11 protein-coding genes and 2 pseudogenes are annotated in these 22,041 nt (G+C 59.5%); 9 read left to right on the forward strand and 4 right to left on the reverse strand.

The features are described 5' to 3' along the window. Positions 1–39 precede the first annotated feature (39 nt). Positions 40–10,749 carry a non-ribosomal peptide synthetase gene (locus RA167_RS07075; protein ID WP_338876589.1) on the reverse strand — a complete coding sequence of 3,570 codons (10,710 nt, stop codon included), beginning with the start codon at positions 10,747–10,749 and terminating at the stop codon, positions 40–42. Next, positions 10,658–13,477, reverse strand: coding sequence for a non-ribosomal peptide synthetase (locus RA167_RS07080; protein ID WP_076785015.1), 2,820 nt, complete (start codon positions 13,475–13,477; stop codon positions 10,658–10,660). Before RA167_RS07080 ends, RA167_RS07075 begins: the two co-directional genes overlap by 92 nt. 1,043 nt (positions 13,478–14,520) lie before the next feature. Between RA167_RS07080 and RA167_RS07085 the strand changes: the two genes are divergently transcribed. From RA167_RS07085 to RA167_RS07125, 9 genes and pseudogenes are all read left to right on the forward strand, one after another. Further along, on the forward strand, positions 14,521–14,775 hold the full coding sequence (locus RA167_RS07085) for an acyl carrier protein (RefSeq protein WP_076785016.1): 255 nt from the start codon (positions 14,521–14,523) through the stop codon (positions 14,773–14,775). Next, the gene (locus RA167_RS07090) at positions 14,772–16,376 is read left to right on the forward strand and encodes an amino acid adenylation domain-containing protein (protein ID WP_076785017.1); all 1,605 of its coding nucleotides are present in this window, start codon (positions 14,772–14,774) and stop codon (positions 16,374–16,376) included. Before RA167_RS07085 ends, RA167_RS07090 begins: the two co-directional genes overlap by 4 nt. After that, the gene (locus RA167_RS07095) at positions 16,360–17,505 is read left to right on the forward strand and encodes an acyl-CoA dehydrogenase family protein (protein ID WP_076785018.1); all 1,146 of its coding nucleotides are present in this window, start codon (positions 16,360–16,362) and stop codon (positions 17,503–17,505) included. The genes RA167_RS07090 and RA167_RS07095 overlap by 17 nt, the downstream gene beginning before the upstream one ends. A gap of 340 nt (positions 17,506–17,845) precedes the next feature. Then, positions 17,846–18,070 carry a type II toxin-antitoxin system RelB family antitoxin gene (gene relB, locus RA167_RS07100; RefSeq protein WP_076787194.1) on the forward strand — a complete coding sequence of 75 codons (225 nt, stop codon included), beginning with the start codon at positions 17,846–17,848 and terminating at the stop codon, positions 18,068–18,070. Next, the gene (locus RA167_RS07105; protein ID WP_076785019.1) at positions 18,054–18,350 is read left to right on the forward strand and encodes a type II toxin-antitoxin system RelE family toxin; all 297 of its coding nucleotides are present in this window, start codon (positions 18,054–18,056) and stop codon (positions 18,348–18,350) included. The genes relB and RA167_RS07105 overlap by 17 nt, the downstream gene beginning before the upstream one ends. Before the next feature lie 204 nt (positions 18,351–18,554). Continuing rightward, a pseudogene (locus tag RA167_RS07110) lies at positions 18,555–18,875 on the forward strand (IS21 family transposase); the annotation flags it as partial. Positions 18,876–18,951: 76 nt separating this feature from the next. After that, positions 18,952–19,215, forward strand: a pseudogene (locus tag RA167_RS07115) (transposase); the annotation flags it as partial. Positions 19,216–19,505: 290 nt separating this feature from the next. Continuing rightward, positions 19,506–19,760 (forward strand): type II toxin-antitoxin system Phd/YefM family antitoxin, encoded by a 255-nt coding sequence (locus tag RA167_RS07120; RefSeq protein ID WP_076785020.1) that lies wholly within the window; start codon positions 19,506–19,508, stop codon positions 19,758–19,760. A 56-nt stretch (positions 19,761–19,816) separates the two neighbouring features. After that, on the forward strand, positions 19,817–20,158 hold the full coding sequence (locus RA167_RS07125) for a type II toxin-antitoxin system VapC family toxin (RefSeq protein WP_338876596.1): 342 nt from the start codon (positions 19,817–19,819) through the stop codon (positions 20,156–20,158). A gap of 442 nt (positions 20,159–20,600) precedes the next feature. Here the strand turns inward: RA167_RS07125 and phaR are convergent, their stop codons facing one another. Together phaR and RA167_RS07135 are read right to left on the reverse strand one after the other, a co-directional pair. Next, positions 20,601–21,176: a polyhydroxyalkanoate synthesis repressor PhaR gene (phaR, locus tag RA167_RS07130; RefSeq protein ID WP_076785022.1), complete on the reverse strand. Its 576-nt coding sequence runs from the start codon at positions 21,174–21,176 to the stop codon at positions 20,601–20,603. A gap of 106 nt (positions 21,177–21,282) precedes the next feature. Continuing rightward, positions 21,283–22,023, reverse strand: a complete 741-nt coding sequence (locus RA167_RS07135) for a 3-ketoacyl-ACP reductase (protein WP_076785023.1) — start codon at positions 22,021–22,023, stop codon at positions 21,283–21,285. Positions 22,024–22,041: the final 18 nt, after the last annotated feature.

The raw sequence follows: 22,041 nt of genomic DNA on the forward strand, positions 1-22,041 counted from the left end.
TCGCGCTTAAGGGTATTGAGCATTTCTGCACTGTAAAGTTTATCGTACCGCATTCGTCTGTCCTTGAGCTTGTTGATGCTCCAATTCATTTAGCTTGCGGGCTAGGATGGGACCAATGAGGGCCGTCGCTTCCGGCTTGAGCATTGCTCCATGACTGCAGTGAACATTGCAAACTTCGATATTCCCCCGCACATACGGTTTCCACGCATCAGGCGTGACGAGCGTTTCACATCCCGCCTCTGCTACCGTGGCTCGAAACAATAGCGCATCCCCACCGTACCACGATGGAGAATAATCTCTTACGATATGCCCATTATTCTTTCCAATTTTTTCGGTGTTTTCCAATAAATGCTCGCCCATCGCCGAAACTAATTCATTGCCATAGTGGGCGGCAAACATCTCTCTAACCATCGCCTGGTCAATTTGATTTCCTTGCTCTTCAAAAGCTTTTCCCGCAAAAGGGGTACTATCCAATAACGCCAGCAACGCTACTTCTTCTCCTTCGTGTTCGAGTCGAACAGCCATGCTATGCGCCACATTGCCACCAAAGCTCCATCCTAATAAGCAGTAAGGCCCTTTGAATTGAACACGGCGCATTTGTTCAAGATAGTCTGACACCATCTCGTCAAGAGTAGAAGCAAGTGGGCTTGTCCCATCGAACCCGCGAGCCTGCAAGCCATAGAGGGGCTGGTCCGGGTGAAGGTAATTGGACAGACCCATATAGCTCCAGCTCAAACCCAATGCGGGATGAATGCAGAAAAGAGCAGGACGGCTGCCTGTAGGCTTAAGAGGAAGTAGAACGGAAAACGAGTTTTCTTGCATCCCGTCATGCTTAAGTAAATGGTGTGCTAAGCCTGCGAGCGTGGGTGCCTCAAACAGCGTGCGAATAGCAAGGTCAATCCCTAACGCTGTACGTACACGACCGATCAGGCGCATGGCCAGCAGCGAGTGGCCGCCAAGCGCAAAGAAGCTGTCATGCCGACCCACTCGTTCGACACCCAATAGCTCGGCCCAGATTGCCGCGAGCGTCGTCTCCAGCTCGCCTTGTGGCGCTTCATACGCTTGATGCGCCAGCGCCTCGTCATCCGGTGCGGGCAGTGCACGCCGATCCAGCTTGCCGTTCGGCGTCAGCGGCCACGCATCGAGCCGCACAAACGCGCTGGGCACCATATACTCGGGCAGGCTCGCCGCCACCTGTGCACGCAGCGTGCTCGCCAGGCGCTCGTCCGCTTCGGCCTGCACATACGCCACCAGCCGCTTAGCCGTGCCCTCACCGCATGTGAGCACCACCGCATCACGCACTTGCGGATGCGCCGTTAAGCATGCTTTGATCTCACCCGGTTCAATCCGAAAGCCGCGGATCTTCACTTGGTCATCATTGCGCCCCAAGAATTCTAGATTGCCATCCGGTCGGTAACGCGCCACATCCCCGGTTTTATACAGCCGTGCATCGGGCTCAATTGAGAACGGATCGGGCACAAAGCGCTCAGCGGTCAACTCCGGGCGGTTCAGATAGCCACGCGCGACGCCTGCGCCACCAATATACAGTTCGCCAACCGCGCCCAGTGGCACCGGCTGGCCGTGCGCGTCAAGCAGATAAACGCGCGTGTTCGCAATCGGTCGGCCAATCGGGATGCTGGCACTCCCTTCCGGCACGGACGTGATCTTGTAAGTCGTCGCAAATGTAGTGCTCTCGGTCGGACCGTAACCGTTGATCAGCTGCTCAGGAGGTGACTCGCGCAACACTTGCGCAACTATCCTGACATCCAGCGCATCTCCTCCGACAATCAATGCCTTGAGTTGGGAAAAAGCTGTGCCCACCTGGGCGGCCATCTGATTGAACAAGCCAACGGTGAGCCACAAGATGTTGATGCGCTGCTCGCGCAAGGTGTGCGCAAACGCAGCGGGCATCAGCACCGTGTCATGATCGATCACCACAACGGTGGCGCCATTTAACAGCGGTGCCCACACTTCAAACGTGCTCGCGTCGAAAGCCGGGTTCGCTGCGAACGCCACACGATCACCGGTGCGAATGTCAACAAAGTCATTGTTGATGACCAGCCGCGCAATCGCATGATGTGGCACCATCACGCCCTTCGGGGTACCGGTCGAGCCGGACGTATAGATCACATACGCCAGATGCCGGGCCGTCAGCGCGGCTACCGACGGATTCGTGTCCGGCAACGCTGGCAGGATGGCTGGATCGAGCACCGTGCAGGACGCGAGCGCCGCCTCGCCCAACGCAGCGCGCCCGGCCGCATCGGCGAGCATAATCGCCGGCGCCGCATCAGCGAGGATATGCATCAAGCGCTCACTCGGATAGCTCGGATCGAGCGGCACATACGCGCCGCCGGCCTTTAAAATCGCCAACAGCCCCACGACCAGTGCCGGCGAGCGCTCGACACAAATCGCCACCCGGGTGTCGGGCTTGACACCCAGCTCAATCAACTGGTGTGCCAAGCGATTGGCTTGTGCATTCAGCTGCGCATAGCTCAACGTTTGGTCCTCAAACACCAGCGCCGTCGCCTCAGGCGTGCGCTTGACCTGCGCTTCGAATAGCTGGTGGATGCATAAATGCGACGGATAGTCCCGCTGCGTCGCATTCCACGTGTTCAGCAACAACTGGCGCTCGGCCTCGGGCAGCATCTGCAGCTGCTGCACTGGAGTGTCGGGCGTCGCCTCGAGCGCGTCGGCCAAGCTGTGCAGCGCCTGCTGCATATACGCGCATACTCGCTCAGGCTCCAGCGACGGCACGCTTTGGGCAGTCAGCCCCAGCGCCTGCCCAAAGTCCTCCACCGATAGTGTCAGTGGGTAATTGGTGCGCTCCTGCGCGCTCACCAGTTCCACACCCGGTAGCCCTCTGCGCTCGTTCGAACCTATTGCATTGTGCCGATAATTGAGCAGCCCACTAAAGAGCGGTGTGTCCGCCAGCACGCCGCTGCAGCGCTGTGCGAGCGCCAGCGACGCATGCTCATGCTCGAGCAACGCCGCCAGCCGCGCGTGCGTGCTCCGCACACACGCCCGCACACTGCCGTCCAGGCCCACGCGCAGCGGCAGCGTATTGATAAAGAGCCCCATCGCACTGTCGGCGCCTTCACCCGCTTGCATTCGCCCAAACAGCACGGTGCCAAACACCACACGTTGTTGGCCGCTCGCGCGGGCAAGCACCTGCGCCCATGCCAGATGGCATAGGCTCGCTAAGCTCACGCCCCAGCGCCGCGCCTGCGCACGCAGCCGATCGTTCAACGCCGGCGGCAACATCCGGTGGGACTCGCTCACGTCACGGCCATCATGCTGTACCTGCGCGAGCCCAAACGGCAAGGTCGGCTCCTCAATGTCCGCAAGCTGCTCAGTGAAGAAACACTCGTGCTCAGCTTGACTCACGCCTAGCCTGGCTTGCGCGACCAGATGGCGGAACGGCTGCGCCGGCGGCAGCGTGTCGCCTCGTCCGTCGATGAACGCCCGCACCTCCGCGTGCATCACTTCCAGCGTCGAATGATCGCCAATCAAATGGTGCAGCCGCTGTACGAGCAGCCAGCGACCCCTATTGTCCTGTGCAATCGCACAGTGCAGCAGCGGCGCTTGCGTCAGATCCAGCCGCGTGTGACGCGGATCAAAGCGCCGTGCCAATTGCTCGGCGATCGGCCCGTCAGCGGCGTCCAACGTCAGCTCGGTGACCGGCAGCCGTGCGTGGCGCCATACCACTTGCGCGGGCATGGACACGCCTTCCCACACGAACGCGGTGCGCAAAATATCGTGCCGATCGATTACCTGCTGCAGCGCATGCAGATACTGGTCAAGCCGCTCACGACTGTCGAAAGCCAACTGCACGATCAGCAGATACGGATCGCCGTCGCGCGCGAGTAGATGGTGAAACAGCAGCCCGTCTTGCAGTGGCGACAGCGCATAAATGTCCTGGATATTGGCTACGCCACCGGGCATCTGCTCGACAATCTGGTCAATGTCCGCTTGTGTTAGCTCAATGAGCGGCAGCATCGATGGTGTAATCGCACTCGTGTCAGGCGTGATCGCGTTGGGCGGCACCGCCTCGTCACGGTGCTGGCCCAACGTCTGCGCCAATGCACTGAGCGTCGGTGCCTCAAACAGCAGCCGCACCGACACACTCAAGCCCCGATGCCGCAAACGCTCAATGAGCTGCACCGCGAGCAGCGAGTGGCCCCCGAGCGCAAAGAAGCTGTCGTGCCGACCCACACGTTCGACACCCAATAGCTTGGCCCAGATCGCCGCGAGCGTCGTCTCCAATTCGCCTTGCGGCGCTTCATACGCTTGATGCGCGAGCGCGTCAGCGTCCGGCTCAGGCAGTGCACGCCGATCGAGCTTGCCGTTCGGTGTCAGCGGAAACGCATCGAGCCGCACAAACGCACTGGGCACCATATACTCAGGCAGCCTCGCCGCCACCTGCGCGCGCAGCGTGCTCGCCAGTGCATCATCGGGATCGGCCACCACATACGCGACCAGACGTTTATTCTGGCCTTCACCGGTTGCCAGCACCACCGCATCACGCACCTGTGGGTGCGCCGTTAAGCATGCTTCGATCTCACCCGGTTCAATCCGAAAGCCGCGGATCTTCACTTGCTCATCGTTGCGCCCCAAAAATTCTAGATTGCCGTCGGGTAAATAACGCGCCACATCCCCGGTCTTATACAGCCGTGCACCCGCGTCATCGGAGAACGGATCCGGCACAAAGCGCTCAGCGGTCAACTCCGGGCGGTTCAGATAGCCCCGTGCGACCCCGGCGCCACCAATATACAACTCGCCGACCGCACCCAGTGGCACTGGCTGGCCGTGCGCGTCCAGTAGATAAATCCTTGTATTCGCAATCGGCCGGCCAATCGGGACCTCACCATTAAAGTCACGTGCACCACGCCATGCTGTGGCACAAACGGTCGTCTCCGTGGGGCCGTAGGCATTCAAGACCGTGCCCTGCTCGGCCAAGTCTCGAACCAACGTTGCACTGGGTGCTTCACCTGCCAAAATCAGTGTCAAGGACGGACCAAGGCTGGCCGAATCTACGCCATGTTGAAGCAGGGCAGGCGGTAAAGTTGCGTGCGTAATCGCATGGCTTGCCAAATAGTCCCACAGAGCCTGCCGATCCTGCCGGGCCGCCTCGGGGGGCAGATACAACGCTGCACCGCTGCCAAGGGCCATCAAGATTTCGGATGCACTTGCATCAAAGCTGAACGACGCAAACTGCACAATGTGGCTGGTTGGCTGCACTCCAAAACAGGCGATCTGCGCCAGAGCAAGGTTCACCACGCCCCGATGCTCGACCATCACCCCTTTGGGCATACCGGTCGAGCCCGACGTATAGATCACATACGCCAGATGCCGAGCCTTCAGCTCGGCTACCGACGGATTCGTGTCCGGCAACGCCGACAGGATGGCTGGATCGAGCACCGTGCAGGACGCGAGCGCCGCCTCGCCCAACACAGCGCGCCCGGCCGCATCGGCGAGCACAATCGCCGGTGCCGCATCGGCGAGGATGTGCGCCAAGCGCTCGCCTGGATAGCTGGGATCGAGCGGTACATACGCGCCACCCGCTTTTAAAATCGCCAGCGCCCCGACGAGCAGCGCGGCACTACGCTGCACACAGATTGCCACCCGGGTATCAGGCTTAACGCCTAACTCGATCAACTGGTGCGCGAGGCGATTGGCCTGTGCGTTCAGCTGCGCATAACTGAACGTTTGGTCCTCAAACACCAGCGCCGTCGCCTCGGGCGTGCGCTCGACCTGCGCCTCAAATAACTGGTGCACGCACCAGTGCGATGGATACGCCTGCTGCGTCGCATTCCATGTCTGCAGTAGCAACTGACGCTCGTCCGGCCCCAGTATCTGAAGCGTTGCGACCGGCTGCTGTGGGCGAGCCACCATGGCGCGTAACATCGTCTGTAGATATCCAACGTGCCGCTCGATCGTGGATCGCTCGAATAGCGTCGTCGCATACCCTAAGCTGCCGATGACCTCGTCACCTGCCTCAGACACGTTCAGCTCGAGATCGAACTTTGCCACATCATAATCGAGCTCAGCCGGCGTGACCGTGAGCCCAGGTAGACGCCACTCGCCTGGCTCATTGCTCTGCCACGCCAACATCACCTGGAACAGCGGCGTGTGATTGAGTCGACGCGGCGGCTGCACGATCTCGACGACCTGCTCGAACGGCAGATCCTGATGTGCTTGGGCGTCCAACGTCGTGCGACGCACGCGCGCAAGCAATTCGCTCGTATCGGGCTCGCCCGACAAATCCACGCGCAACGCCAGCGTATTGACAAAAAAGCCAATCAATGGCTCGATCTGGCGGTGGTTACGATTAGCGCTGGGCGTGCCGATAACCACGTCGTGTTGGTCCGACAGGCGCGCGAGTACCGCACTCCACGCGGCGAGCACCGTCATAAATAGCGTCGTACCGTGCTCCGCGCTTAAGCGCTTGAGCGCTTGCGTGGTGGATGCATCGATCTGCACCGGCACCTGCGCGCCGGCAAATGACTGTTGCGCCGGGCGCGGCCGGTCCGTCGGTAGTTCCAGCAGCACCGGTGCGTCCGTGAGTGTGGCGCGCCAATAGTCGCTTTGCGTCTGCAGCCGCTCACCCGTGAGCCACCGTCGCTGCCACGCCGCATAATCCGGATATTGAACTACTAGCGGCGGCAACGGATCGGCTTGCGCCCCGACGCTCGCCGCGTACAGCGCGCTCAACTCGCGCACCAGCACCCCGATTGACCAGCCATCCGACACAATATGGTGCTGGGTGAGCAGCACCACATGTTCGTCATCGGCCAATTGAATGCCGCACGCGTGGATCAACGGACCCTGCGCCAGATCGAATGGCGCGCGCGCGGCTTCGTGACTTAAGCGTGCCAGTTGCGCCTGCGCCTCCGGCACCCCACGCAAATCATGCCAGCGCAGCGGCACGCCCGTGTCTGCCGGCAACAATTGCACCTGTGGCTGACCCTCGACACTCACAAACGTCGAGCGCAGCGCTTCATGGCGCGCCAACAGCGCATCCAATGCCTGTTGCCAGGCCGCTCGATCAAGCGGCCCGCGCACATGCAGCGCCAGCGGAATATGATACGTGTCGCTCTCCCCATCGAGCTGTGCGAGGAACCACAGCCGCTGCTGCGCGAACGACAGCGGCAAACTGCCTTCGCGCGACACCGGCGTGATCTCAGGCAGCATCTCGGTGCCGTGTTGCCAGTGGGCGTCGAGCGCCGCGGCAAACGCGGCCAATGTGGGCGCCGCAAACAAGGTCGTCAGCGGCACGTCGGCACCTAGCATTCTCACCCGGTTCATCAACCGCACCGCCAGCAGCGAGTGGCCCCCGAGCGCAAAGAAGCTGTCGTGCCGACCCACATGTTCGACACCCAATAGCTCGACCCAGATCGCCGCGAGTGTCGCCTCCAGCTCGCCTTGCGGCGCTTCATATGCTTGATGCGCGAGCGCCGCGTCATCCGGTGCGGGCAGCGCACGCCGATCCAGCTTACCGTTGGGCGTCAAGGGCCACGCATCAAGCCGCACAAACGCACTGGGCACCATATACTCGGGCAGACTCGCCGCCACCTGTGCGCGCAAGGTGCTCGCCAGTGGCTCGTCCGCTTCGGCCTGCACATACGCCACGAGCCGCTTAGCCGAGCCCTCACCGGTTGCCAGCACCACCGCATCACGCACCTGCGGGTGCGCCGTTAAGCACGCTGCAATCTCACCCGGCTCAATGCGGAAACCGCGGATCTTGACTTGCTCATCGTTACGCCCCACAAACTCCAGATTGCCGTCTGGTCGGTAACGCGCCACATCCCCGGTCTTATACAGCCGTGCACCCGCGTCATCGGAGAACGGATCCGGCACAAAGCGTTCAGCGGTCAGCGTCGGGCGGTTCAAGTAGCCGCGCGCTACGCCCGCGCCACCAATATACAACTCGCCGACCGCGCCCAACGGCACCGGCTGGCCGTGCGCATCGAGCAGATAAACGCGCGTGTTCGCAATCGGACGGCCGATGGATGCCATTGACCCGGCCGTATCTCGATGTTCAGAGATGGACAAAGAAGAAGACCAGATGGTCGTCTCGGTGGGACCGTACAGGTTCCACACGCCTTGCGTCATGCAACTCAGCTGTGCGGATAAACTTAAGGGTAGCGCTTCCCCGCCGCATAGTGCTGTCAAGTTAAGGGTTGGCTCGGGCAAATCCAAGAGCGCACGCCAAACCGACGGCACCGCTTGCATCACACTAATTCTTTGCTCGATGATCCGACTCTGAAGCTTGACTGGATCAGTGACCTCCTCGCGGCGGGCCAGAACAACTGTCGCACCTTGGCTTATCGATAGATATAGCTCTAACCCGGCAATATCAAAAGCGATGCTGGTCACAGCGAGTAGACGGTCGTGACTTGCCATACCAGGAGAGGAGGACATGGCCACCAGGAAATTGACCACATTGCAATGTTCGACCATCACGCCCTTCGGGGTGCCAGTCGAGCCGGACGTATAGATCACATACGCCAGATGCCGGGCCGTCAGGCCCGCCACCGACGGATTCGTGTCTGGCAATGCCGGCAGGGTCGCCGGATCGAGTACCGTACACTCGGCCAAGGCCGCGTCGCCCAACGCAGCGCGCCCGGCCGCATCCGCGAACACAATGCTCGGTGCCGCATCGGCCAGAATGTGCGCCAAGCGCTCACCCGGATACGCGGGATCCAACGGCACATACGCGCCCCCGGCTTTTAGAATCGCCAACAATCCCACGACCATCGCCGGGCTGCGCTGCACGCAGATCGCCACGCGCGTATCTGGCTTGATGCCTAACTCGATCAGCTGGTGCGCGAGACGATTGGCTTGTGCGTTCAGCTGCGCATAGCTCAACGTTTGATCTTCAAACACCAGCGCTGTCGCCTCGGGCGTGCGCTCGACCTGCGCTTCGAATAGCTGGTGCACACACCGATGTGCCGGATACGCCTGCTGCGTCGCATTCCACGTGTTAAGCAGCAACTGGCGCTCGGCCGGTGACAACAATTCAAGCGTGGCCACCGGCTGCTGGGGGCGAGCCACCATGGCGCGTAACATCGTCTGCAGATACCCGACGTGCCGCTCAATCGTGGATCGCTCGAACAGCGCCGTCGCATACCCTAAGCTGCCGATGACCTCATCACTTGCCTCAGACAAGTTCAGTTCGAGATCGAACTTCACTGCGTCATACTCCAACTCAGCTGGCGTGGCCGTGAGCCCGGGTAGGCGCCACTCGCCTGGCTCATTGCTCTGCCACGCCAACATCACCTGGAACAACGGCGTATGATTCAATCGACGCGGCGGCTGCACGATTTCTACCACTTGCTCGAACGGCAGATCTTGGTGTGCTTGTGCGTCCAGCGTCGTGCGCCGCACGTGCTTAAGTAACTCGCTCGTACTGGGCTCGCCAGATAAGTCGACACGCAACGCCAATGTATTGACAAAAAAGCCGATCAACGGCTCGATCTGGCGGTGGTTACGATTAGCGCTGGGTGTGCCGATAACCACATCACACTGGCCCGACAGGCGCGCGAGTACCGCGCTCCATGCAGCAAGCACCGTCATAAATAGCGTCGTGCCATGCTCCGCGCTTAAGTGCTTGAGCGCTTGCGTGGTCGATGCATCAATACGCACCGGCACCTGTGCACCGGCAAACGACTGTTGCGCTGGGCGAGGCCGGTCGGTCGGTAGCTCAAGCAGCGCGGGTGCGTCGGCCAGCGTCGTGCGCCAGTAGTCGCTTTGCGCCTGCAGCCGCTCACCCGTGAGCCATTGTCGTTGCCACGCTGCATAGTCCGGATACTGAACCGCTAGCGGCGGCAGCGGATCGGTTTGCGCCCCCACGTTCGCGGCGTACAGCGCGTTCAACTCACGCACCAACACGCCAAACGACCAGCCGTCCGACACGATATGGTGCATCGTGAGCACTAGCCGATACTCATTATCAGCCAATTGGATGCCACGCGCGCGGATCAGCGGCCCCTGCACCAGATCAAACGGCGCACGCGCTTCATCGGCGGTCAAACACGACAACTGCGCGTCGGCATCCGGCACGCCGCGCAGATCATGCCAGCGCAGCGGCACGCCCCTATCCGCCGGCAGCAATTGCACTTGCGGCTGACCCTCAACGCTCACAAACGTCGAGCGCAGCGCTTCATGACGCGCCAACAGCGCATCCAATGCCTGTTGCCATGCGGCCCGATCAAGCGGCCCGCGCACATGCAGCGCCAGCGGAATATGATACGTGTCGCTCTCCCCATCGAGCTGTGCGAGGAACCACAGCCGCTGCTGGGCGAACGATAATGGCAAACTGCCTTCGCGCGACACCGGCGTGATCTCGGGCAGCATCTCGGTGCCTTGTTGCCAGTGGGCGTCGAGCGCTGCGGCAAACGCGGCCAACGTGGGCGCCGCAAACAAGGTCGCCAGCGGCACGTCGGCACCCAGCATTCTCACCCGGTTCATCAACCGCACCGCCAGCAGCGAGTGCCCGCCGAGCGCAAAGAAGCTGTCGTGCCGACCCACATGTTCGACACCCAATAGCTCCGCCCAGATTGTCGTGAGCGTTGTCTCGAGCTCGCCTTGCGGCGCTTCATACGCTTGATGCGCGAGCGCGTCAGCGTCCGGCTCAGGCAGTGCACGCCGATCCAGCTTACCGTTGGGTGTCAGCGGAAACGCGTCCAGCCGTACAAATGCACTGGGCACCATATACTCGGGCAGCCTCGCCGCCGCCTGTGCGCGCAAGGTGCTCGTCCGCTTCGGCCTGCACATACGCCACGAGCCGCTTAGCCGTGCCCTCACCGGTTGTCAGCACCACCGCATCACGCACCTGTGGGTGCGCCGTTAAGCACGCTTCGATCTCACCCGGTTCAATCCGAAAGCCGCGAATCTTCACTTGCTCATCGTTGCGCCCCAAATACTCCAGATTGCCGTCCGGTAAATAGCGCGCCACATCCCCGGTCTTATACAGCCGTGCATCCGGCTCGGCCGAGAACGGATCGGGCACAAAGCGTTCAGCGGTCAGCGTCGGGCGGTTCAGGTAGCCCCGTGCGACGCCTGCGCCACCGATGTACAGTTCACCGACCGCACCCAGTGGCACTGGCTGGCCGTGCGCATCGAGCAGATAAATCGTCAGATCCGGAATCCGTGTGCCCACTGGACTCCCCGCTTGCTCGCTGTCTTGCTGCCGAAGCGGCCGATACGTCACATGCACGGTCGCTTCGGTAATCCCATACATGTTCACTAATTGCGGATGACGCTCGTCGTGCGTCGCATACCACGCCTGTAAGAGCGTCGGCTCCAGCGCCTCCCCGCCTAAGATCACATAGCGCAATTGATCCGATAAGGCGCTGTGTGCTTGGCTAGCCATCAACGCCTTAAACGCACTGGGGGTCTGATTTAAGACGGTGATACCCTGCTCACAAATCAACTGGTAAAAAGCGTCGGCAGAGCGAGCAATGGGATGGGGCACGATGACAAGCTTGCCGCCATAACGCAGTGCACCCCACAGCTCCCAGACCGAGAAATCGAACGCAAACGAGTGAAACAGGCACCAAGTATCATGCTCGTTAAAGCCATACCACGGTTGCGTCGCCTCGAACAGCCGCACCACTTGCGCATGTTCGACCATTACGCCCTTGGGCGTGCCGGTCGAGCCCGACGTATAAATCACATACGCCAGATGCCGGGCCGTCAGCGCGGCTACCGACGGATTCGTGTCCGGCAATGCCGGCAGGATGGCTGGATTGAGCACCGTGCAGGACGCGAGCGCCGCCTCGCCCAACGCAGTGCGCCCGGCCGCATCGGCGAGTACAATCTTCGGTGCCGCATCAGCGAGGATATGCGTCAAGCGCTCACTCGGATAGCTCGGATCGAGCGGCACATAGGCGCCGCCGGCCTTTAAAATCGCCAGTAGCCCGACGACCAGTGCGGGACTGCGCTGCACACAGATCACCACGCGCGCGTCCGGCTTGACACCCAGCTCAATCAACTGGTGTGCCAAGCGATTGGCCTGTGCGTTCAGCTGCGCATAGCTAAACGTTTGATCTTCATACCCCAGTGCCACTGCCTCGGGCGTGCGCTCGACCTGCGCTTCGAACAACTGGTGGATGCATAAGTACGACGGGTAGTCCCGCTGCGTCGCATTCCACTCGACCAGCAGCCGATGCCGCTCGTCGGCGTCGAGCAGATCGATCTCGCTAATCGGTTGCATGGCATCGGCAGCGAGCACTTGCATGAACCGGATAAACCGGCGCTGATGCGCGTCGAGCATCTCCGCGGTGTAGCAAGCAGGATTGGCATCAAAATCGATCCGTAATTGACGGCTATTGGGTGTCCAATAAACACCGAGCATTAGATCTTCAACCGGACCCGCAAGCAGATTATGGTTCGTCGATGAATGCCCGCCAAACGACAGCGCGTAGTCAAACGGCATCACGTTGACCTTGATGCCCAATAGTGACTGCCCCGGCGCCAAACCAAGTTGACGCTGCAACGCTTCGCTCGGGTAGCGTTGATATTGAAGTGCGCTTTGGATTTCCTTCGCCGCCTGCCGCATCAACGACACTAAGTTGATCTCCGGCTCGAATCTGAACCGCAACGGAACCGTATTGGCGACCATGCCAGGAATATGCCAGTCTGCCCCCAAGCGGGCAGTCACTGGAAAACCGAACACCACGTCTTGCGCACCAGTCATGCGATGCAGATACGCAGCGAGCGCGGCGCTCAGAAACTGCGCCAGCCGACCCGCATCCAACACATAGTCGGCTACCCATTGAATGGCCAGGTCAGTCGTCTGACGCAGCCGCTGCTGGAAAGCAGGGGCTGCGCGGCTTGCCAGCGTCGCCGGCTCAGGCCAATGGGCGCAGTGCTTGAGCCAATACGCTTCGTCCTTCTCCCTCTGGGCGGAGGTCTGATATTGCGCATCGCTTTCCAATAGCTGTCGGATCGAGCCAAAATCACATGCCGCCGGCGCCGTTCCCGCGCACAGCGCGCTATACACGTGTGCAACGCGTTGTGCGATCAGGTACTGACCATATCCATCCATCATGATATGGTGATAGCGCTGATACCAAATCCACTGCGCGGGCGCCACTTTTAGCAACGCATAGCCAAAAAGCGGCCCCTGCATCAGATTGACCGATTGCTGATAATCGGCTTGCATCCACGCCTGGGCCGCTGCTTCAGAATCGGCTTGTGACGTGAGGTCCAGCACCGGCATCGACCATGCGGGTGCACTGATCCTCTGCCGCAGCCCGTCATCGCTATCGACAAATTGCAAGCGCAGGGTGTCGGCCTCATCGATAACTTGGCGCAATGCCACTTCAAAGACGGCCGCCCCAATCTCGCCATCGATCACCGTGTACTGCGCAATGTTGTAAACAGGGCTGTCTGGATGTAGTTGCTGCGCGAGCCAAACTTCGGTTTGCGCACTGGATAACGGCTGGGTAACGGGCGTGATGCAAGCATCCATAACAAAGCTCCGATTCAGGCGACTAAGCAGCCTGTTAATTAATAGGTGTACCAATTAATATAACGACGCAATCGGAATCTATTGTTGTTCTTCGGGAACCGCTCCGGCTTTTATCACACGTCGCGTGCAATTTTTAACCACTCACTGCGGCAGTCAGGGTCATTCATCGGCACGCGTCAGCGCGCCGCACAGGCACCGGGTTCAGGACTGGAGGACTTCTTCATTTACTCCTCCAAACATCACTTTTATTGAGCCATACGGCTACGGCAACGCACCCGTTCGCTGCCCCATCAGTTCGACGTTAAATGCTTCAGAGCCCGCAAGCACTATGCCCGGCTATCAAGAGCCGCCAGAAAGATTCAGGTAATCGCAACGCTTAGCGCCGCGTTAAAAGACTGTAAAGCGTCTGCCATCATTCCTTGGTGTTGACAGTGATTCACACCCTTGAACGAGCGGCACCACCAGGCAAGAAATGCATGAAATGGGAGCTAACCGCCCATTTGCCTGTCACTGCTGTCAAGCAGGCTGTCAAAAAATTCGACTGGTAGCCTTGCAATAGAAAATTGAAGTGTTTCACAAAATCCTGAAATCGGGCTACAAAGCAGAAGAGTCGCCGCTGCGCACGGCAGAGCGGCTGACCCATCTTATTTCGGCATTCTATGTCATCAATTAGCGTATCTTCTGATTAACTATGATGCATTGGGCCACCCCGATCACCGAGGAGTCTGCCGGGACATAACAGTAGAGCGTTCCTCATGAAAGGCCAAATTTAACGAGAAACAGGGTTCCAGCAGGTACCGCGCTTGCTAGCATCATGTCCAGGTGCCCCAATGGGTACGTTAGCGCACCGCCTATGGCGATTGTTCGATACACAAAGAGTTACGCACCATGCCCCTCTACAGCACTTAACGCTGTCACTGGCAAATCATCCATTGGGTAGAGCGCTACATGACTGCCCAGAGGCTTGGACAAAACCGGGCAAAGCGAGCGTAGGGGCAAAGAGCCAGAACTTTTGTCGTCCATGACCATTAAAGGAGAAGCCCATGTCGGATACCTTGGCCAAAATTCGTGCTTTTGTGATCGACACTATCCTAAAAGGAAATCACTCGGACATTGCTGACGATTTCAATCTGAGGGAGTCGGGGCTGCTTTCATCATTGGCCACCATGCGCCTGGTCTCATTTGTCGAGGACGAGTTCGGCCTCATCGTCGGTGTCAGCGACCCGAGGACGCGCTTTACCACCATTCGTGAGATCGCGTGCTATGTGGATGAAAAGTCATCGGAGAGCGAAAAATGACGACCGACATTGTGCCGCGGGGACAACAGTCCGAGCCACCAGCGAACTTAGCCAAATACTTAGACGACACGACAGCGCGACAGCCGAGTGCTCGTGCGCTCGTCGACTCCGACGGATCTGCGTTGAGCTATGCAGAACTGTCTGCAGCAGCCGATAGGATCGCCGCTTTCCTTCACCGCAACGGGATTGTGGCAGGGGATCGTGTCGGGCTTTTTATGCGCAAAAGCGCGCGGACGCTTGCGGCTATCTTTGGCATACTCCGTCTAGGCGCGGCCTATGTGCCCACCGACGTGGGCAGTTCAAGCACGCGTGCCGCCACCTTATTCAGCGATTGCGATGTTCGGATCATCTTCACCGACCCCGAATCAGCGCGGCATTTAATCCAACACGCACCCCAGCTTAAGCCTCGCGTGGTGGTGATGCAGCCTCGTCACGAGGAAACGAACGATCCACGTGAAGGCTGGCGAACGCTGGACATGCTGCACGGCGAGAAACACGCGTATCCACGCAGCCCGCCGGATGTGAACCGGCTCGCCTACATTCTTTATACCTCCGGTTCCTCCGGGACACCGAAAGGGGTCGCCATCAGCCAGCGCAACGCGATAAGCTTCGTCGAATGGGCCTCCGCTACCTTCAATGTGACAGCGCAAGACCAGGTATCGAGCCACGCCCCCTTGCACTTCGACCTATCGATCTTCGACCTCTATGTCTGCGTTAAGAATGGCGCATGCCTTCACCTGATCGACGCCGACCTAGCTGCAAGCCCACGCCATCTCGCTACATTGATCTCCGCCCGGGCGATCACGGTTTGGTATTCAGCACCGGCCATTCTAGGTATGCTGGCCGAACAGCACAACGGGCGCAGCCCGGCTCCGAACCGGCTACGGCTCGTGCTCTTCGCCGGCGAGGTCTTTCCCATCGCGAAGTTGCGCAGGTTGCTGCAGCTGTGGCCCCAACCAGCTTACTACAATCTGTACGGCCCCACCGAGACCAACGTGTGCACTGCCTACCGGGTACCCACGCCCATACCGGCAGAGCGCGTCGAACCGTTGCCGATTGGTCATCCCTGCGACCACTGCAACACGATCGTCGTCGATGAGCATCAGCGACCGGTACCCGACGGTGAACCCGGCCTGTTATGCGTCGCAGGGCCGTCTGTCGTGACCGGCTATTGGAATGCTCCCGAGAAAACGGCTCAGCGATTTTTTCAACTCGACGGCCAACGCTGGTACAACACCGGAGACGTCGTTCGCTCCTCGTGCGAAGGCTACCTCTTGCTGGGGCGGCTGGATCGTATGATTAAGCGTCATGGATACCGGATTGAGTTGGATGAGATTGAATCATGTCTGGCTGCCCATCCTGACCTGACCGCCTGTGCGGTGGTCAGCTCCGGTTCCGACGGGAACACCACCATCACGGCATTTGTCGTGACTCGCGATATCCCGGTCTGCCCCACCGATTTGAGTCGGTTCTGTTACAACCGACTCGCACAGTACATGGTGCCCGACCAATTTCGCTACCTTCCTGATCTGCCCCGCACCTCGACGGGCAAGACCCACTATCAACTTTTGGAGCGTCAGTGCAATGCCAAACCCGCCTGATGAACGACGAGTCGCGCTGCGCGAGCATGCCGCCTGTTTTGCCCGCGACCAGCTCAGTATAGACATCGCAACCGCCGAGCGTGCCAGCACTTTTCATCGGGACGGCTGGCGCCGATGCGCAGAATTTGGCCTGTTCAGTATGGCCCTACCCGAGGAGTACGGGGGAGCGGGCGCGCCGCTGTCCGACCTGCTTGCCGTCATGGACGGCCTGGGATACGGCAGCGAAGACTTGGGACTGCTGTTCTCGCTCAACGCGCACCTGTGGACCGTGGCCCTGCCGCTGGCCATCCACGGCACACCGGCACAGCGCTCGCGCTTTTTGCCAGGCTTGATGGATGGCTCGTTGATCGGGGCCAATGCCTCGACGGAAGACGAAGCAGGCTCAGACGTGTTCTCCATGCGCACCCAAGCGGTACGAGACGGCGACAGCTATGTCCTCAACGGCTCGAAAACCTACATCACCAACGCCCCTATCGCGGATCTATGCGTCCTCTACGCCACCATTGACCCCACGCTCGGTCCACTGGGCGTCACCGCGTTCCTGGTCGAGACGACCAACCCGGGCCTGGAGCTGAGCCCGCCTTTGGAAAAGATGGGACTGCGCACTGCACAGATGGGCCGGATCACACTCAAGGACTGCCGTGTCTCGGCCGATGCCGTACTGGGACGAGAAGGACGAGGCGTCAAGGTCTTTGAAAGTGCCATGGAATATGAACGTGGATGCATTCTTGCCACCACGTTGGGCGCCATGCGCCGCCGCCTTGAAGCATGCATTACCCACGCGCGTACCCGCCGCCAGTTCGGTCAACCCATTGGAAAGAATCAAGCCATCTCCCATCGCCTCGCCGACATGAAAGTCAACCTCGATGCCGCGAGCGAACTCGTCTATCGGGTAGGGCGGCTCAAGGATGCGGGCAAAGATGCCACGCTGGAAGCGGCCTGTGCAAAGCTGTTCGTCTCGGAGACGTACACGAAGTTTTCGCTAGACGCACTGCGCATTTACGGTGCGCAAGGCTACCTCGCTCAAACCCCTACTGAAAGAGGACTGCGCGACGCCATCGCATCCCTCCTCTATTCGGGAACCTCTGATATTCAACGCAACATCATCGCCACCGAACTGGGATTATGAACTGACCTAGCGATGCGCCAGCGCAGCGTCGCGATCGAATCAGGCATGTGCCGTTCGCACACTGAGCGGCCGCGCGGCACGTCGTGCTCGGGTAAGGCAGGCGGGCGGCGGATATGGCGGTGTCGATACGGTGTCGTGTGGCATGAGGCTGGGGGCAGATGGGGAAATCGAGACTGGCTTTGAGGCAGCTAGCCCTTCAAAATTTTGATGCAACCGGGTGAGAGAGTGAAATCGAGCGCGGCAGGCAAAGCACAAAAAAGCTGGCTTGATGCCCACGCGGGAAACCAAGAATTCTCTGCCTATGCTCTACATGTATAGCATAGCTTTTGAGGAGATTTTGATGCTAGCGATCCGACTTCCACAGGGGATCGAGAGCCGTCTAGAAGCTTTGGCGGCTGCTACGGGGCGGACTAAGACCTTTTACGCGCGCGAGGCGATCCTTGAACATATCGACAATTTGGAGGACGTGTATCTTGCCGAACAACGCCTGGCAGATCTTCGTGCTGGCCAAACCGAGGCCATTGCATTGGAAGACCTGATGAAGCAGTATGGCCTGGCAGGCTAAAGTCGAGACGGCAGCGGCGAAAGAGCTCAAGAAGCTTGGCCCGCCGCAGGCCGAGCGCGTGTTGCGATTTCTTTTCGACCGGGTGGCCAAATTGGACGACCCGCGCAGCATGGGGGAAGCGCTCAAGGGGGTAAAACTAGGTGAGTTCTGGGAATATCGTGTGGGCGATTATCGAGTCATCGCCAAGATTCAGGATGACGAGTTGCTCATTTTAGTGGTGCGGATCGGGAATCGCCGCGCGGTTTATATTTCGGTGAACGTGATCAGTGGTTCCGATTGATGGTGATCGGTCGTTTCGCTCGAAGGTGATCGCTGATCACCGGTTTCCGAAACGAGCGATCATCTTGCCGAAACGGGCGATCACGTTCCCGCAATAACAGCTGATCACGCGAGTGAAACGAGATGACCGTTGCGGCTCGGCGGTGGTGTTGCGCATGTGATCAACGACGAGCGTTAGCCTTGTCTCTTTTTAGGGGACAGTTTGATGCTGGCACATCGGATGAGCATGCGCAAACTGAGGGAAGTACTGCGACTGAAGTGGGCGTGCGGCTTGTCGCAACGCCAGATCAGCCGGGCGATCGGCATCAGCGTCGGCGCCATCTCGGCATACGCTGCACGCGCCAGCGCGGCGGGCCTCGACTGGGCTGCCGTCGAAGCGCTCGCCGACGACGAGCTCGAGATCAGGTTGGACCTGCCTGCGCAGACGGCGATTTCGACCCGAAGGGTTGAACCGGACTACGCGGCGATGCACCGTGACCTGCGCCGTAAGGGCGTGACGTTGCAACTACTCTGGGAGGAATACGTCCATGTAGTGGTCTAATGAAGTCTAATGAAACCGGACACTGATCTAGGCGAGAATGCTCGCCATGAAGAGGTGTCTGATGAAGAAGCAGCGACGTACGTTTTCCCCGGAATTCAAACAGCAAGCCGCCTGTCTGGTGCTCGAGCAGGGCTATAGCCATATGGAGGCGAGCCGTTCGGTGGGCGTTGGCGAGACGGTACTGCGTCGCTGGGTGCACCAGCTTCAGCAGGAACGTGAGGGCATCACGCCGCAAGGCAAGGCGATCACGCCAGATCAGCAACGCATTAAAGAACTCGAGGCGCGTATAGAACGCCTCGAACGTGAGAAGGCCATTTTAAAAAAGGCTACGGTAGGTTCAACTGATGTGTGCGATTCAGTCGTGTGCGTAGCGCGCATTTCCGATCCGATTTTCTCCTTTATATTCGAAACCCGGTGACGGAGGCTCATCGTCGGGCCGGTGATCCTCGTGCGGACCGAGCACGTCGAGGTATGCATCGAGAGCACGCTGAACCGACGCAGCGACCAACCGCGTAATGCCGCTGTAATCGTCTGCCCCGCGCAATTGTAAAAATGTAATCGACATGAGGCGACAGAATACGTAAAATACGTACTGATCCTTATTAGGAGGTCAACATGCAGGCAATCACTGCCACCGAACTTGCCCGACAAACCCGCCAGGTTTTAGATACCGTCGCGCGTCAAGGCCAAACCATCATCGTCGAGCGTAACCATGTTCCGGTGGCTCGAATTGTGCCCCCCAAACTGACCATGACCGCCACCCAAGCGCTCGCGGGGCTGCCCGTAGCGCTCACGCCGCGGCAGGCCACGGCTTGGCTGGCTGACAGCCGTACTGACTTGGATAACAGCGTGCGAGATCCATGGGCGTAATCCTTGACAGTTGCATTTGGGTTGCATTAGCCGCAAAAACGCTTGATTCGCAAACCGTGATCGAACTCGCTGGCGACGCACCCGTGTTCATCTCAGTCATTTCGTTGGGCGAACTCGGATTTGGCGTGCAAGCTTGCACGGATCCTGTCGAGCGGGCCGTGCGCGCTGCCCATCTACAACAGCTTGAGCGGTGCCCGATTCGTGAGGTGTCGCAGCAGACTGCCGCCGCATTCGGCGTGCTTGCGGCTTTTGTCAAGCAATCTGGTCGGTCACCACGGCCTCGCTACAATGATCTGTGGATCGCTGCACAGGCGATCGAGCACGGCGATGCGCTGATGACACTTAACCGTGCCGACTTTGTCGACTTGCCAGGGTTGCGGCTCGTGACGCCTAGATAGAAGCGGCGCGCTTAGCCATTTAACAATGTAGCGACGTAGCCATTTGCGACGTGTCGGTTGGCAGATGCCACACTGCGCGCACACGAGGCCGGCAACGCCGGCCTCATGATACATGTTACACCCAACGTAATCGCGCGGCAATCTCTCGGTCCATCGCCTCATTTTAGTTGAAACGATGTCTGTGAATCGCACAGGTAAACGACTCAACCGAGCATAGCCTCCCCACGCGGAAATGAGAACGACGCATGCGTGGTTGCCGCACTCCTTAAGCGCAACACGCCCCGCCCAGCGCAGGCTGAGAAACGCTATCCGTTGCTGTTGACTGAAACGCCAGTTAACAAATTCACCGGTTTGTAAAATCCGGCCGGCGACCGTATACGCTGTATTAGCCCGGCGGGCATCGGCTACCGGGCTGGAGCGCTACTCGGCGCACTGGCGCCAACTATTTCTTGTCGCTGCCAGACGATGAGCTGCCACCACCCGGTGCGAACGGAAAGCTGCTAAACAGGGTCCTGGCCTGATTCTGCATTTGTTCTTGCATCTGCACGAACATGTTCTTCGACTGTTCGATGTAGCTGGTCATCATGCCTTGCATCATCGGCGCTTGCATGTTCATGAACTGCGACCAGATTTCCGGGTTCAGCGCATTGTTGTCGTACAGTCCCTTCGACTGCTCGGCAAACTTGTTTTGGATATCGATGAATGCCTGGATATTTTTCTCCAGGTACGTTCCCATCAAGCCTTGCATCGCATGACCATAGAAACGAATGATTTGCGACAGCATCGACGACGAGAACATCGGCACCCCGCCACTTTCCTCTTCCAGGATGATCTGCAGCAGGATGCTGCGGGTCAGGTCCTCGTTGGACTTGGCATCCACCACCTTGAACGCTTCCTGATCGAGCACGAGCTGCTTCACGTCGCTCAACGTGATGTATGTGCTCGTCTCGGTATCGTAGAGCCGACGGTTCGGATATTTCTTGACCAGACGTTCGGCAGGTTTCTTCGTAGTCGTCATGTCATGCCTTCAAGGACGAATGCGGACGTGCCATCCTCGACGGACGGCATGTCCCTTGTTCTGCGATGCATCCGCGGCACGCGTGGGGTGGCGCGCCACACGCGCATCACCCCATGTGCAGACCACCGTTCAGGGAAAAGTCCGCACCTGTCGCAAAGCCCGATTCATCCGAGGCGAGCCACGAGACAATCGATGCAATTTCCTCCGGCGCGCCGAAGCGCTTCACTGGAATGGTTGCAATGATTTTCTCGAGCACGTCTTGACGAATCGTCTTGACCATGTCGGTGCCGATGTAGCCCGGCGACACCGTATTGACGGTCACGCCCTTGGTCGCCACCTCTTGCGCGAGCGCCATCGTGAAACCATGGATGCCGGCCTTGGCCGTCGAGTAGTTTGTCTGCCCGAATTGCCCTTTTTGGCCGTTCACCGACGAGATATTGATCACCCGTCCCCAGCCGCGCTCGACCATGCCGTCGATGACCTGCTTCGTGACGTTGAATAGGCTCGTCAGGTTCGTGTTGATCACCGCGGTCCAGTCCTCGACGGTCATCTTACGAAACACCACGTCACGCGTGATGCCCGCGTTGTTGACCAGCACGTCGATATCACCGACTTCGGCCTTGATTTTGTCGAACGCTGCTTTGGTTGAACTCCAATCGCCGACATTGCCCTCGGACGCGATGAACTCGAAGCCCAATGCCTTCTGATCGTTGAGCCATTTCGTGCGACGGGGCGAGTTTGGGCCGCACCCGGCCACCACACGAAATCCATCGCGGTGCAGCCGTTGGCAGATTGCGGTGCCGATGCCGCCCATCCCTCCCGTTACGTATGCAATGCGTTGTGTCATCTGTCACGTCCTCCGATA

Source organism: Mycetohabitans endofungorum, assembly GCF_037477895.1.
Classification (GTDB): Bacteria; Pseudomonadota; Gammaproteobacteria; order Burkholderiales; family Burkholderiaceae; genus Mycetohabitans.

Excerpts from the sequence above, each read along its gene's own strand:
- RA167_RS07080 (WP_076785015.1), bottom strand. The coding sequence starts at position 13,477 with ATGGATGCTTGCATCACGCCCGTTACCCAGCCGTTATCCAGTGCGCAA.
- RA167_RS07085 (WP_076785016.1), top strand. The coding sequence starts at position 14,521 with ATGTCGGATACCTTGGCCAAAATTCGTGCTTTTGTGATCGACACTATC.
- RA167_RS07090 (WP_076785017.1), top strand. The coding sequence starts at position 14,772 with ATGACGACCGACATTGTGCCGCGGGGACAACAGTCCGAGCCACCAGCG.
- RA167_RS07095 (WP_076785018.1), top strand. The coding sequence starts at position 16,360 with ATGCCAAACCCGCCTGATGAACGACGAGTCGCGCTGCGCGAGCATGCC.
- relB (WP_076787194.1), top strand. The coding sequence starts at position 17,846 with ATGCTAGCGATCCGACTTCCACAGGGGATCGAGAGCCGTCTAGAAGCT.
- RA167_RS07105 (WP_076785019.1), top strand. The coding sequence starts at position 18,054 with ATGGCCTGGCAGGCTAAAGTCGAGACGGCAGCGGCGAAAGAGCTCAAG.
- RA167_RS07120 (WP_076785020.1), top strand. The coding sequence starts at position 19,506 with ATGCAGGCAATCACTGCCACCGAACTTGCCCGACAAACCCGCCAGGTT.
- phaR (WP_076785022.1), bottom strand. The coding sequence starts at position 21,176 with ATGACGACTACGAAGAAACCTGCCGAACGTCTGGTCAAGAAATATCCG.
- RA167_RS07135 (WP_076785023.1), bottom strand. The coding sequence starts at position 22,023 with ATGACACAACGCATTGCATACGTAACGGGAGGGATGGGCGGCATCGGC.